13 protein-coding genes are annotated in these 14,618 nt (G+C 39.5%); 5 read left to right on the forward strand and 8 right to left on the reverse strand.

Features of this window, described 5'->3' with window-relative positions:
* Window positions 1–38: 38 nt before the first annotated feature.
* A complete protein-coding gene (locus MSG66_RS15275; protein ID WP_005045747.1) occupies window positions 39–1,532 on the reverse strand; it encodes an alanine/glycine:cation symporter family protein in 1,494 nt (497 codons plus the stop codon).
* A gap of 343 nt (window positions 1,533–1,875) precedes the next feature.
* Between MSG66_RS15275 and radA the strand changes: the two genes are divergently transcribed.
* Both radA and MSG66_RS15285 read left to right on the forward strand, forming a co-directional pair.
* Window positions 1,876–3,264, forward strand: a complete 1,389-nt coding sequence (gene radA / locus MSG66_RS15280; RefSeq protein ID WP_003650164.1) for a DNA repair protein RadA — start codon at window positions 1,876–1,878, stop codon at window positions 3,262–3,264.
* An 81-nt stretch (window positions 3,265–3,345) separates the two neighbouring features.
* On the forward strand, window positions 3,346–4,317 hold the full coding sequence (locus MSG66_RS15285) for a Tim44 domain-containing protein (protein WP_202743068.1): 972 nt from the start codon (window positions 3,346–3,348) through the stop codon (window positions 4,315–4,317).
* Between the two features lie 58 nt (window positions 4,318–4,375).
* On the opposite strand, the gene epmA is transcribed toward MSG66_RS15285, so the two are convergent.
* The 5 genes from epmA to MSG66_RS15310 form a co-directional block, all read right to left on the reverse strand.
* Window positions 4,376–5,350, reverse strand: a complete 975-nt coding sequence (gene epmA / locus MSG66_RS15290) for an EF-P lysine aminoacylase EpmA (RefSeq protein WP_324654515.1) — start codon at window positions 5,348–5,350, stop codon at window positions 4,376–4,378.
* A complete protein-coding gene (locus MSG66_RS15295; protein ID WP_324654516.1) occupies window positions 5,347–6,414 on the reverse strand; it encodes a 4-phosphoerythronate dehydrogenase in 1,068 nt (355 codons plus the stop codon). The genes epmA and MSG66_RS15295 overlap by 4 nt, the downstream gene beginning before the upstream one ends.
* 105 nt (window positions 6,415–6,519) lie before the next feature.
* Entirely contained in the window at window positions 6,520–6,912 is a 393-nt protein-coding gene (locus MSG66_RS15300; RefSeq protein ID WP_042898514.1) for a YkvA family protein, read from the reverse strand.
* A 143-nt stretch (window positions 6,913–7,055) separates the two neighbouring features.
* Complete coding sequence (gene fdhD / locus MSG66_RS15305) at window positions 7,056–7,847, reverse strand: formate dehydrogenase accessory sulfurtransferase FdhD (protein WP_324654517.1); 792 nt, start codon at window positions 7,845–7,847, stop codon at window positions 7,056–7,058.
* A gap of 83 nt (window positions 7,848–7,930) precedes the next feature.
* On the reverse strand, window positions 7,931–10,339 hold the full coding sequence (locus tag MSG66_RS15310; RefSeq protein WP_324654518.1) for an FdhF/YdeP family oxidoreductase: 2,409 nt from the start codon (window positions 10,337–10,339) through the stop codon (window positions 7,931–7,933).
* 399 nt (window positions 10,340–10,738) lie between these two features.
* Here MSG66_RS15310 and MSG66_RS15315 point away from each other — a divergent pair, with 399 nt between their 5' ends.
* Both MSG66_RS15315 and MSG66_RS15320 read left to right on the forward strand, forming a co-directional pair.
* On the forward strand, window positions 10,739–11,881 hold the full coding sequence (locus MSG66_RS15315; RefSeq protein WP_324654519.1) for a glycerate kinase: 1,143 nt from the start codon (window positions 10,739–10,741) through the stop codon (window positions 11,879–11,881).
* A gap of 51 nt (window positions 11,882–11,932) precedes the next feature.
* Window positions 11,933–12,538, forward strand: coding sequence for a nitroreductase family protein (locus MSG66_RS15320; RefSeq protein WP_133972155.1), 606 nt, complete (start codon window positions 11,933–11,935; stop codon window positions 12,536–12,538).
* A gap of 182 nt (window positions 12,539–12,720) precedes the next feature.
* On the opposite strand, the gene MSG66_RS15325 is transcribed toward MSG66_RS15320, so the two are convergent.
* On the reverse strand, window positions 12,721–13,170 hold the full coding sequence (locus MSG66_RS15325; RefSeq protein WP_324654520.1) for a hypothetical protein: 450 nt from the start codon (window positions 13,168–13,170) through the stop codon (window positions 12,721–12,723).
* 355 nt (window positions 13,171–13,525) lie between these two features.
* Window positions 13,526–14,089, reverse strand: a complete 564-nt coding sequence (locus tag MSG66_RS15330; protein ID WP_324654522.1) for a helix-turn-helix domain-containing protein — start codon at window positions 14,087–14,089, stop codon at window positions 13,526–13,528.
* A gap of 56 nt (window positions 14,090–14,145) precedes the next feature.
* Here MSG66_RS15330 and MSG66_RS15335 point away from each other — a divergent pair, with 56 nt between their 5' ends.
* The gene (locus tag MSG66_RS15335) at window positions 14,146–14,388 is read left to right on the forward strand and encodes a hypothetical protein (RefSeq protein WP_324654523.1); all 243 of its coding nucleotides are present in this window, start codon (window positions 14,146–14,148) and stop codon (window positions 14,386–14,388) included.
* The last annotated feature ends 230 nt before the right edge of the window (window positions 14,389–14,618 follow it).

A 14,618-nucleotide genomic window follows, 5' to 3' on the forward strand; every position in this document is an offset into this window, starting at 1 on the left:
CAGAATTTAATAACTAAATAAACTAAATTTCTGAAATTCTATTTTTGTTTATTTTTCAATTTTTCTTCCCAGAATGTCGCATTTTTTATTCCTAATTTAATAGGATCAAATGTATATTCTGTTACTCCAGCTTTTTGCTGTGCCTCATAATCCTTCAATGCTTTAATAGTAGGTTTCCATATAAAATAAGTCACAATAATACCAACGATGTTGATCCATGCCATTAAACCTACACCAATGTCACCAATACCCCATATATAACCAGTTGCACTAAGCACACCATAAGATACCGATAAAATAATAAAGCACTTAACCACAAATAATAGTGATGGAGATTTTGTAATATAGCTTAGATAAGTAATGTTAGTTTCCGCGATGTAGTAGTAAGCAACAATTGTTGTGAAAGCAAAAAAGAAAACAGCCAAAGCCACAAAAATTTGGCCAAAATTACCAAACATTGTACTAACAGCCATTTGGGTGAATGCAGGAGAACCAATTTCAACTGTAGCTCCAACATTTTGCACAATAAATTGACCTGCTTCTAAGGTCCCTTGTACATTATACATCCCTGTGATTAAAATCATGAATGCTGTAGCAGAACAAACAAATAAAGTATCCACATAAATTGAAAATGCTTGAACAAATCCTTGTTGAGCCGGATGCTGAACTTCAGCCGCAGCCGCTGCGTGAGGACCTGTTCCTTGACCTGCTTCATTTGAATAAACACCACGTTTTACTCCCCAGCCAATCGCCGCACCAAGACCCGCCATAGGAGAAAAAGCATCTTCAAAAATTAATTTAATTACTCCAGGGAGTTCATGGATATTGGCAATTACAATAATGACAGCCATTAAAATATATCCAGCAGCCATGAATGGCACCACGAACTCAGCAAAACGTGCGATCCGCTTGATTCCTCCAAAAATAATGATGGCAAGTAAACTTACAATTACAGCAAGTGCAACAAGTTTAAATAATCCAATATCTCCAAAAATAATTGTGCCTTCACCTGTAATCTGAGTAAAAGCTTTACCTACAGCATTTGCTTGGATACCTGGTAAAAACAAACCACAAGAAATAATCGCAGCAATAGCAAACACGATTCCTAACCAGCGTTGTCCTAACCCCCTATCAAAATAAAAAGCTGGACCACCACGGTATTGCCCTTGATATTCAACCTTATAGATTTGGCCTAATGTCGATTCAACATATGCTGTACTTGCTCCTAGAAATGCTACTAGCCACATCCAAAAGACAGCACCAGGACCACCAAAACCAATTGCTGCCGCGACACCTGCAATGTTACCAACACCTACACGTCCTGATAGTGAAACTGCAAGCGCCTGAAAAGATGAAATCCCCTGTTCTGAAGAAGTTCCTTTTATTAATAACCTTACCATTTCTTTCATTTGGCGTACTTGAACGAATCTAGTCAAAATAGAAAAAAATAAACCAGCGCCTAAGCACAAGTAAATCAGTCCTTTACTCCAGATTATGCTATTTACCCAATCAACAATTTCTGCTGCACTCATAGATATCAACCTTTTGTATTTTTAAAATACAATACTCATATTATTTTGTTCGTTTTTTACTTCAGCAATATCCATGCCATCTCTATAATAAACAGGTAGATATATACGTTAGTAAAAACACCTTCCTTGGGGATAGATTAGATTTTTTATATCCACTGAAAACAAACTCTATCTGACTTGTAAAAATCCTATATCGTGTTATTTTTGATGTCTTTCCCTTTTAGTTCCTAAAAAGCTCCGCTTTTCTAATTCCTAATCTTTTACATGAAAAATTTAGGAAAAAGAGCTAAGGACTCTCTATAGAACTATATTTATATAATATCGAGCAAAATTTCAATTTTTTATGAGTAAAGTCAAAACTATTTACCGTTGCGAGCAATGTGGTGCCGATCATCTTAAATGGGCAGGTCAATGTTCAGAGTGTGGTGAATGGAATTGCCTGACCGAAGTCAGACTTGAACCAACCACTGCGCACCGAGCACGCCCCAAAACTGGGGGCTATGCAGGCCAAGCCGCCAATATTACAACACTCAATAAAGTCTCAGTTTCCCATGAAACCCGCTTACAGACAGGTATTAGCGAATTTGACCGTGTACTTGGCGGAGGTTTAGTTACCGGTTCAGTCGTACTGATTGGTGGTGATCCTGGTATTGGTAAATCGACCATTCTGTTACAAACAGCAACCCATATGGCAAGCGCGAAAAGCTCCGCACTTTATATTACGGGTGAAGAATCGTTATCTCAGGTTGCTCTTCGTGCTCAACGTCTTGATTTACCTACTGACAAGTTAAAGGCCATGGCCGAAACCTGCGTAGAACGAATTTGTGAGGTTCTAGAACAAGAAAAGCCTGCTGTGGCTATTTTAGATTCTATTCAGACACTTTACACCGAAACCCTTCAATCGGCGCCAGGTGGTGTTTCTCAAATTCGTGAATCTGCTGCATTACTTACACGTTATGCAAAAAATAGTGGTACGGCACTATTTCTTGTTGGTCATGTCACTAAAGAAGGTGCTCTTGCAGGCCCTCGTGTTTTAGAACACATGGTGGATTGTGTACTTTACTTTGAAGGTCAATCCGACTCACGCTATCGAATGATTCGTGCAGTTAAAAACCGTTTTGGTGCAGTCAATGAACTGGGTGTATTCGCGATGACAGATAAAGGGTTACGTGAAGTTGCTAACCCTTCTGCTATTTTTTTGAGTCGTTATGATGAAGCGATTCCGGGTTCAATCGTCATGATTAGCCGTGAAGGTACTCGCCCTCTTTTAGTCGAAGTACAAGCATTGGTTGACGATGCACAAGGCCAACCACGTCGTGTCGCATTAGGTCTTGAACAAAACCGTTTAAACATGCTTCTTGCTGTCATGCACCGTCACGGAGGCGTCCAGACAACAGGACAAGACGTCTATGTAAATATTGTAGGTGGCTTAAAAATTACTGAAACAGGTTCAGATTTAGCAGTTTTATTAGCATGTGCTTCAAGTTTACGTACTAAGGCTTTACCACAGCAGCTTGCGGTTTTTGGCGAAGTTGGTCTTTCTGGTGAAATTCGCCCAGTTCCTAATGGCCAAGAGCGTTTAAAAGAAGCGGCTAAACATGGTTTTAAATATGTCATTTTACCAAGAGGCAATGCGCCGCAAAAAGCAATTCCAGGGGTTCAGGTCATTGCCGTTGCCCGTTTGCATGAAGCCTTGACCGAAGCTATGCAATTGAGTGATGAATTGACATAAAAAATATACTTTTATAGTTGAAATTTAGGGTAAATGCCTGCATAAATACTATTGTAAATTAATTTTAAACAGGAATTTCCTATGGAAGTACACCAGCGTGGCTTGATTAGCGGTATTTTAATGGCTGCTTTAGCAATTTCTCCTCTTGCTGAAGCTAAACGTGCGGGTGGTGGTAAAAGCCACGGTATGGCACGCTCTACTACGTCAAGCCAGTCATATCAACAACCTCGTCAAGTGACTCCAGCTCAACAACCAGCCACTGCACCTCAAAGATCAGGTCCAGGTGTTGGCTCAATGGTTGCAGCTGGTGTAGCTGGTGCTGCCGTAGGTGCTGTTGCAGCAAATGCTTTAGCTGATGACAAACCGACATCAACTGAACAGCAAGCCACTCAGGCTGAAGCTCAACAAGAGAAAAAAGGTGGTATCCCGAGCTGGATTTGGGTGTTACTTGCAGCTGCTTTAGCTTTCTTTGTATTCCGTAAATTGGGATCAAAAAAAAAACTAACGGCTAATAACCCATACGCACCAAACAATGGCGGTCAAAATCCATTTGGCCGTTCTGCTGCACCACAAGCGACACCACGTAATGCTGGAGATAATACAAATATCTTTGGACAGTCTGTGACTGGTGGTGCTGCAACCCAAGCTCCTTTTGGCGGTGTAACGACCAGTAATGGCAATCAACTTCCAGACGGTAGTGAACCAGCTTCTTTCTTGCGTATTGCACGTCAACGTTTTAACCACATCCAATCGATGAATACTGCAAGTAACATTGAAGAAATTCGCCGTTACTTAACGCCAGAACTTTATACTTCTATGTATAACGACATCATGGAAAACCAAGATCAAGATGTTGCCGAGTTTAGTAACCTCAATGCGATGGTTGTCGATAGTGCGACTGAAAATGGTCAATACGTAGTAAGCGTACGTTTCACTGGTACAGTGAGTGAAGATCTAAACAGCTTGCCACAGCCATTTGCTGAAATCTGGCACTTTGTTAAACCTGCTGGCTCTCAGCAAGACTGGGTTGTTGCAGGTATTCAACAAGCTTAAGCTGAATAAGCTCTAAATAAAAAAGCCACAATATTGTGGCTTTTTTATTTGTTAGTTTTTAAGCAATGTCTGCTGGAAATGTAATCACTTTTTCAATTTGAAGCTGGTCCATTGCAACCATTAATAGACGATCTACGCCTAAAGCAATTCCTGAGCATTCTGGCATATGAGGTAAAGCAGCTAATAGGTGTTCATCTAAAGGCATAATATGCAGACCCTGCTTAGCTCGCTCGGCATTATCTGCTTCAAAGCGTGAACGTAAAACTTCTGCATCAAGCAATTCGTCATAGGCATTTGCCAGCTCTAAACCTTCAATATAGACCTCAAAACGAGCAGCAACATCTTCCCCATCTTCATCGAGTTTTACCTTCGCTAAAGATGCCATTTCTGGTGGAAAGTCATTTAAAAAGACAGGTGCATCAAACCCTAAACTTGGTTCAACAAAATGTGAAAATAACAAATCGATATAAGCTAAACGGTCGTCACCTAAATCAAGGTTTAATCCAACACGGTTTGCAGTTTCTTTGAGTTGCTTCAAAGTTGCTTGTAATGGGTTAATGTCTAAACGGTCCTGAAAGGCATGTTTATAACTTAGAATAAACGGACGAACTTCACCATAACGATGCTGCAAACAGCTTTGCAATAAATCGGCGGTTTCATGCATTAAAGCTTTTAGATCAAAACTCGGGCGGTACCATTCAAGCATCGTAAATTCACTATTGTGTTTACGCCCGTGTTCATCATCTCGAAAAACCTTACAAATCTGGTAAATCGGCCCACTACCACTTGCCAATAATCGCTTCATGGCAAACTCAGGTGAAGTCTGTAAATATTGAGTTTGCAATTTCCCATTGATATGACGCAAAGCCTGAACAGAAGCTAAATGCACATCGGTGACACCTGCTTGTGAAACAATCGGTGTTTCAACTTCCATGACGCCACGTTCTGCAAAAAACTGGCGGATTTGGGTGTAGAGCTTGGCACGAGCTTTTAAGGCATCAATTGAACAAGTAGGTTGATAACTTAAACTCATGCCTGCGGCCCTCCATGTGCTGCCCACTCGCGACGCAGCGGATAGTTCTTACGTAATAAATCAAATGCTTTTTGCTCAACCTTGCCGTCTTTAATACAAGCACGAATATTGACGTCATCTTGAGCAATATCATAAATTTGAGTTAATTTTTGCTTTAACACAGCCTTTAAATCATTACCTGAAAAATAATCTTCGCACGCAGGCAATTGTGTTTCGAAACGCTTATTTATATCGAAACCAAACTTTTGGCAAAACGCTTCATAAATCATTTGCGTACCGCGGGCTTTGCCTTCGAGGCTGTAACCAGCAATATGCGGTGTCGCTAAAGCCAACATGTCTATAAGCTCTTCTGAGATGACTGGCTCATGTTCAAACACATCGAGCACAACTTTTCGTTTTGTACGTTGAATATCTTCGATTAAAGCCGCTTCTTTAACGACTGGGCCACGCGCACTATTAATTAAAATCGTGTTCGGTTGAAGTGCTGCAAATGCTTGCTCATCAAAAAGATGATAAGTCGCATGCTCACCATTTTTAGTTAAAGGCACATGAATTGAAATTGCATTCGCTTGTCGCAAGAGCATTTCTAAGCTTACATTCTCAATCGAATCTAACTGTACATATGGGTCAAAGCCAATCACACGCCAGCCAAGCAACTGAGCCATATATGCCAAACGTTTACCGACGTTTCCAAGCCCAACAATGCCTAGGGTAAATTTTTCTTTTTGTTCTAGGAGGTTGGCATCTAAATGCAGTAAAGCAGTAATGACATATTCAGCAACTGCCTGCGCGTTACAACCTGCTGCATTGGCCCACGTAATTCCTTGTTTTTCTAAAGCTGAAATATCTAAATGGTCGGTACCAATTGTGGCACTACCTACATATTTTATTGAAGTGTCTCGAATTAAACTCTCGTTAACTGCTGTTACCGAACGAACCAATAAAGCCTCTGCATCTTTTACATCTGCATGAGTTAAAGTACGCCCTGCATGGTGTTGAATATCGCCAAACTCTGAAAAAAAGTAATCGGTAAATGCCAAGTTTTCATCTGCGACGATTTTCATTGTCTGCAACTCATAGCTTATAAAAACGTTATTATCCTTTGAGTTGTAGCAAAGTACAATGTTAATGCCTTGAAATTAGTATTCTCTATTTTTAACGTTTATGAGTTATAAATCACCGCCAAAATAGAAATAAGCCATCACAGCCAAAGTTATCCAAACTAGAATAATCAACACAGCGACCAAATAATTTTGAGGGCGGCGTTCTTGTTGTTCAAGCCAGTCTTCAGCTTGTTGTTCTGCCTCTAAAATGACATGTTTAGGCGTAAAGCGAACAGCCAACCAAATGAGTATTGGTAAAATTAAAGCCTCATCAAGTAATCCCAAAACAGGAATAAAATCTGGAATTAAATCAATGGGACTAAAAGCATAGGCAACCGCTACAACAGCAATAATTTTTGGTAGCCACGGCATTTGCGGGTGCTTCGATGCAAACCACAACATAATAATTTGTTTTTTTAGATGTTTTGCCCAATCTTTTAGAGACTGCAACCAAGACATTGGGACACACTCCGACCTACCGAAGTCTGATAATAAAGTATAAAACTCCCGCCTAGCTTAAAATTAGAAAAAATAGAAATGTAAATTTCTATCTTTTTGATCATTTTTTTAATGAGAGTTTATTTAATGGTTCTTTTAAGGCTTCATAATTCGGTATATAAAACAAAGCCATCCCCACGACAAAAACTAGCCAAAGTTAGACCCGATATTTTTGCTAACCGAATGGCCATGCTGGTTGGAGCGGAAATTGATGCTAGTAAACCGATATTCAACTGAGCGCATTTACGAATTAATTCATAGCTTGCACGGCTCGTCATGACAACAAAACCAGAACTTGTATCATAGTTTTCTTGGGCTAAATAACCGAGCAATTTGTCTAAAGCATTGTGGCGTCCCACATCTTCAAATAATGCGATGATTTGACCTTCAACGACCCAAGCTGCGGCATGTGCCCCTCCCGTTAAAGCGGTAATTTCTTGCCGATTCTTTAAGTGAGAAATAGCCATCGGAATTTGCTCAAGCCATGCTTTAGAAAATCGAGTTGTAATTTTAGGAACATCGAGATGAAACTGCTCTAAACTTTCAATTCCACATAAACCGCAACCAGTACGTCCCACCATCATTCTTCTATGTTCTTTTAAAGTCGCAAACGCCCTAGATGAAATCGTCATTTCAACTTCAATGCCTAATTCACGTTGATGTACCTCAATGGCGTAGAGTTCTTTTAAACTCGTTAAAATCCCTTCAGACAGACTAAATCCTTTTGCAAATAAGCTCACATCGGTAGGCGTTGCCATCATCACAGCGTGAGAAATACCGTTATATACCAAAGCAATCGGGTGTTCTTGAACAATATTGTCTAATGCAATTTCAGATTCAGTTTTTTTGAAGCGCTGTACTTCTAAGGTTTCAACCCCATATAAATGCGGTGTCAAAATAACATCCTTATTTTTAGTTCATGGCGCTTGGAATTAGCGCCATTCGGATATGAGTTTTAATATTAAATAGACTGTTGCACTTAAAGACTGCTCACCTTTCTGTCAGCATCTTCGGGGTCAACTGCCGTTGCCAGATTAAAATGCTCAGGCGCATTGCCTGCGTGCAAAATGACAGGAACACTTTTTGATGCAGGAATCTTGGCATATTGATCATGGCTACTTAATGCCACCAGAGGATTAGTTTCCGGATAATAAGCGGCTAAACTGCCCCGTGGAATGTTGTACGGTACAATACGGAAACTATGCACGATACGTTTAACACCATCTGAGAAAACACTTTCAATATCGACCCACTGGTTCGCTTCAAAACCAGCTTCATCAATATCGGCTTGGTTCATAAACAACACACGGCGCTGCCCAAACACCCCTCGGTAACGGTCATCAAGACCATATAAAGTTGTGTTGTACTGATCATGGGAACGGGTTGTCATTAAGGTATAAACCTTACTATCCGTATAGGCCGCGGCATATTGATTTTCTTTATCGCTATAGACTTCATTCAGTGGTGTAATCATAAATTGGGCTTTACCACTTTTTGTATTCCAGACGTGTTGATTGGCTGGATGTTCTAAGTGGAAACCGCCTGGTTCATAGACCCGTAAATTAAAGTCATGAAACTCATCAAACACATCGGCGATTGAGTCACGAATACGGTCATAACTTTCAATGTACCATTTCCATTTAACCTGACTGTCCGGCAACACGGCTTCTGCCATTCTTGCCACAATATCTGGTTCCGATAAAATATTTTCAGAAATTGGAGTATTACGTCCTGCCGACAAGTGAACATTACTCATCGAATCTTCAACAGTAATCGCCTGTGGACCATGAAGTTGCTCATCAATTTCCGTCCGCCCTAAACACGGCAAAATCAACGCATCTTGACCACAAATCAAGTGACTACGATTTAACTTAGTGGCTACATGTACCGTTAAATTACATTTTTTAAGCGCTTCTTGGGTATACGGCGTATCTGGGGTTGCAACCGCGAAATTGCCCCCTAAACCAATAAAGACTTTGACCTCACCCTCATACATCGCTTTAATCGTTTCAACCACGCCAAAACCATTTTTTCTTGGTGATTTAATCCCAAACACACGGTCAATGTTGTCGAGTAATTTAGGATTAGGTAACTCATTAATGCCCATGGTTCGGTCACCTTGCACATTACTATGGCCTCGAACTGGACATAATCCCGCACCTGGTCGGCCAATTTGACCTCGCGCCAATAACAAGTTCGCTAACATATGAACATTGGCAGTTCCGTGGCGGTGTTGGGTAATCCCCATTCCCCAACAGAAAATCGAACGCTCTGACTCTAAAAACAGTTTAGATAGTTTTTCCAGATGTTCGGCAGATAGCCCTGAGTGTTTATAGATATCTTGCCATTCAGTCCTTTCAACCTCAGCAATCATTTCATCAAAACCAATAGTATTCACAGCAATAAAGTTTCGATCAAAAACGCTTGGTTTTCCTGAAGCAATGGCTTTTTTATCCCACTCATTTAAGTGCTTTAAAATGCCTAACATCAAGGCATAGTCACCACCAATTTTAGGCTGGAAATAATAACGGCTAATAGGTGTACTACCATTGGTCATCATTTCAAGTGGTGCTTGTGGGTCTTGGAAACGCTCAAGCCCTCTCTCTTTAATTGGGTTAATCGCAATAATATTTCCGCCACGTTTAGAGACTTCTCGTAAAGTTCCTAACATACGTGGATGATTGGTTCCTGGGTTGTGTCCAAAACTAAAAATAGCATCGGCTAAATCAAAATCATCCAGCGTTACCGTGCCTTTGCCTAAACCAATTGAGTCAAGCAAACCGACACTTGTGGTTTCATGACACATGTTCGAACAGTCTGGAAAGTTATTTGTTCCAAAACTACGTACAAACAATTGATATAAAAACGCAGCTTCATTGCTGGCGCGACCCGACGTATAAAATGCAGCTTGGTCCGGATGGTCTAACGCATGCAGATGTTTAGCAATGAGTTGAAATGCCTCATCCCATGAAATAGGTACATATTTATCAGTTGCGGCATCGTAGCGGACTGGGTCAGTTAAGCGACCTAAATCTTCAAGAAAAAAATCACTTTGTTCTGATAACCAACTTAATGTGTGGTTTGCAAAATATTCAGGAGTCACTGTTTTACTGGTCGCTTCAAATGCAACCGCTTTTGCGCCGTTTTCACAGAAATTAAAGGCATGAGCATTTTTCTTTTCGGGCCATGCACAGCCCGGACAATCAAAACCTGTTGGTTGGTTAATGTTGAGTAAAGTAATAGAACCTTTTTTTAAAATATCTTGTCGTTTTAAATTTCGAGCAACGCTGAGTAACGCACCCCATCCCCCAGCAGGATGCGTGTAGGGTTCAATTCGCGCAAAGCCATTATTTTCTTGTATATGCTTTTGTTCTTCTGAATTATCCACTTGTTCATCCTCTTCGTTATACTTTCGAGATCAGCTCATTCCATTTGGTCGCATTTTCATTATGGTAAAATTAGTTAACTCATCTCTTAATTAATAACATGGGTTTGCTTTTTATCTTATCCATGACTTTGCAAAAGCAGACTCATCTCTTGTTATAATATGTGCCATATCCGTTACAATTACAATTATTCTAAGCCCATCCATAATTTTTAAAAATTCAATAAATAACAAAAAGTTAAAATCTATAAGATTTAATTTTTACAGATAAAAACATAATTACTTTTATATTTTTAACGGCCCCTAATTACATTCCACACTGAAATTTACAAGACTTTAGCTAGGCTTTTATTGCTTTAAGCAGTATAAATTATTTGAAAAGAAATCAAATTTAGAGAACTTATGAAGGTCGTAATTGCCCCTGACTCTTTTAAAGACAGCCTATCTGCGTTGTATGTAGCTCAGGCAATTGCCAAAGGATGGAATGAGGTTTTCCCTGAAGCCGAAACGATTTTATGTCCTATGGCAGATGGTGGTGAAGGCACAATTGAAGCAATATTAGAAGTCTGCGATGGCCAGTGGCGTGAAAAAACAGTAACAGGCCCGTTGGGTCAACTTGTTCAGGCAAAATGGGGTTGGTTAGAAAAACAAAAAATAGCCATAATTGAAATGGCTCAAGCGAGTGGTATCCAGCTAGTTCCACCGTCAGAACGTGATGCATGCCAAAGCACAACATTTGGAACGGGCCAGCTCATTAGGGAAGCTTTAGACGTAGGTGCAAAAGAAATTATTTTAACTGTGGGCGGTAGTGCAACCAATGATGGTGGTACTGGTTTATTAACTGCACTAGGTGCATCGCTATTAGACTCGAACCAACACCTTTTACCCGATGGTAGTCTCGCTTTACAAACATTGTCAAAAATTGATTTAACTCATTTCGACCAGCGTATTCACCAGACACGTTTTTTATTGGCTGCCGATGTCACAAATCCACTTTGTGGTCCAAATGGTGCATCACATATTTTTGGTCCACAAAAAGGTGCTACCCCTGCTCAAGTACAACTACTTGACCAAGCCCTTGCCCATTTTGCGGATGTCTCGGCACAATTGCTCGGTTTCGATAAAAGAGATGAAGCTGGTTCTGGTGCGGCTGGGGGGTTAGGTTTTGCTGCTAAAAGTTTTTTAAATGCAGAGTTTAAAGCTGGGGTCGAAGTTGTAGCTGAACTCAATCAGCTTGCCAATAAAGTCTCTAATGCAGATTGGGTCATTACGGGTGAAGGCAAATTTGACCGACAGACTTTAAATGGCAAAACAGTTTTTGGTGTGAGTCGAGTCGCGAAAATGAAAAATATACCTGTTATTGTGATTGCAGGCACTTTAGGCGAAGGCTACCAAGCGCTTTATCAACACGGCGTTACGGCTGCTTTTTCACTGACAAACGGTCCAATCACATTAGAACAAGCTTGCGAACATGCATCAGAACTCATTTTCGAGAGAACCATCGATATTGCTAGATTAATTAAGTTTAATCAGAACCACCGCTAAACATTACTTCGTTATTTTTAAAACGGTTAAACCAACAAATAGGAATGTCTTATGAACGTTATTGATGCTATTCAGCAACGCCGCGCAATTAAACGCTTCGACCCATCATTTCAACTCTCTGAAGAAAATAAGCAACAGTTATTACAAGAAGTTTTAGCAAATGCACCAAGTGCATTTAATTTGCAGCACTGGCGCCCTGTTGTGATTGAAGACGCTGAACTCAGACAAAAAATTCGTACCATTGCGTGGGACCAGCCACAAGTTACCGAAGCTTCTTTACTGATTGTGTTATGCGCGAAAGTAAGCTCGTGGGAAGCCGATGCTAAACGTGTTTGGGATGGGGCTTCTCCTGAAGTACAAAATATTATGGTAGGCGCAATTGATCAATATTACCGCGACCGCCCACAAACCCAACGTGACGAAGTGATGCGTAGTGCGGGTATTTTTGCTCAGACCTTAATGCTTCTTGCTCAAGAGCATGGTTTAGACAGTTGCCCAATGGATGGTTTTGACTTTGATGCGATGGCGAAGTTAATTAACTTACCTGAAGACCACGTGGTGTGTTTAATGATTGCCGTTGGTAAATCAGCATCTCAACCGTACCCACGTGTGGGTAAACTTCCTTTTGATGATGTAATTATTCAAAATACATTCTAAATTATTAGTCAGATTTCAGGCTTCCATAAGCTTCTTATTCTATTATGAATAGCTGGAAGCCTTTAATTTGAGATTCACTATAAATCTAATTTTGAATCTTATTTAAAGTGAAATATTCAAAATGCTCCATCAACTATGAAAGTGTGGTGCTACCTCTATCTATTTCATACTTTAGGATTTTTTTAATTCTTTCCCAAAACTTTCTTAAATTCCGGTGAATCAAAATAGTTCGTAATCATTTTTCCAAGATCGACCTTATGCGCTTTAACTTCTTCGCTCCCCATGTCTTGTAAAACCGTATGTGGCTTATGCTTTTTCAAAGGAGGGAATTTCCGTTGACCGCCTGTTGTTATTCTTTCAATAAAGCTTGCCAACCACATAATATATTCGCACTTATTCTTATAAGAAGGCATTAAACTGATATCCAGCTTAACCATACATTCACTTAAAGGCTTGCTGATACACTCTTCAAAGTTAATAAAATTATACTTAAGTTTATAAGGTGTTCCTTTTAGCTCTTGTCGGATAATACTTACTAAACTATTCAACTGCTCAATAATATTGTCAGAGAACAATTTTGAATCTTCAAATTTTTTATAAACCTTCTCCGCAATAATTAAAAATTGTGACATTGTTCTCTCTCCTGCTTATTCTGACTTTATCCGTTAGTCAGATTTCTAAGAAAGTATGATGGATATAACGTTGCTATATGTAAGAGTGATTGAACAAAAAGTAACCTATGTAATAACTATGAAACTATCTGCCCAAACAATCCACAGAAATAATTCATAACCCAACTTCAGTCACATTATTTAAGCCGTGATTTTTTATAATTGGTAATAATATAAAAATTAAAAAACCAACCAACTCTCAATATTTAGTGAATCTTCCTGCATTGCAGGGAGCTTAGCAATTCAGCTCGACATCAAAAATTGGTTTTAAAAAAATAGCTTATTTATATTTCATCTTTTATTATCCTCACACTTTTCACCTAACTCCCTCCCAAGAAATTAGAAAATAATCTAGTAATTTTTCTCTTTCCCCTGCCTTATTTGGATCTAAAAGTTGAACCATTGCCCCATCAATCACAAACAAAAACATGTGTGCATCTTGTTTTGAAGCATTTGAATTGGCTGTTAAAAGTAAATTATAGATTTCATTAATGAACCATTTTCGATATTCAACCACCACCTGATACGCCTTGGGATGTGTTTTTGAAATTTCAAAAATAGCTTTAAAAGGCAAATGATAAAGTCCGTCTAAATCCGCATGTAAAAAGTAAATTTTGCGAAGCTTTTCAAGCAGAGTTAAGTCTTTTTGAACGTAAATAATTGAAAGCATCTCATGTTTAAGTCCATCTTTTTGAAAGGTTAAGCTCATTTCAATGAGCCTTTCTTTTGAGTGAAAGTAATTATAAAAAGTCGCTTTGGGAGTTTTCGAAGATTCAATAATTCGGTCCACCCCGACTTTGTGAAAACCATATTGATTAAAAAGAAATCTGGAGGTATGAAGTACGCTTAAAGCACGAAATGGAAGATCTGAATGTGGCATAGTTTTACCGTTATAAATTAAATTTTTGTTGTATATAAATGAGATAAAAAAAGCCTGTGCCCTTTCTGGGAGAAAAAAAGGCACAGCAAAGTCATAAAGACTGTGCTTGGCACATCTCAAGTTTTATTGTTGATGCAATTTTTTTGAGCCGTAATGACTTAAAGCCTGAGAACCCTAAAGATCATCAAGCTGCTAAATATAATTTACGTTGTGTCGTTATAGCTTTTGGCAAAGAGTGCCAAGAAATTAAGAATGTGCAAAGCCAACTCCTTTTTATTTGGAGTTCTGCCAGACATTAAAATTATGGTGGCAGAACGAAAGGGGTTAGCAGACTGGCCGAAAAAACCCAGCACACCCGAAGGTGTCCCCCTCCGTTCCGCCATAGAGGGGGCACGAGGGTATACACACTAAAAGAATACTCTTTTAATGCTTTTCGGAACGGTCTGCTAAAACCGACTGGCAATGTAGGCCAGCAGGCAAAGGATAGTGCCCTGTCCTATTGCAGTCAAGCACACAAAATGACATTTGT

The sequence above is a fragment of the Acinetobacter sp. IK31 genome (genome assembly GCF_035615195.1).
In the GTDB taxonomy this organism is placed as follows: Bacteria; Pseudomonadota; Gammaproteobacteria; order Pseudomonadales; family Moraxellaceae; genus Acinetobacter; species Acinetobacter calcoaceticus_C.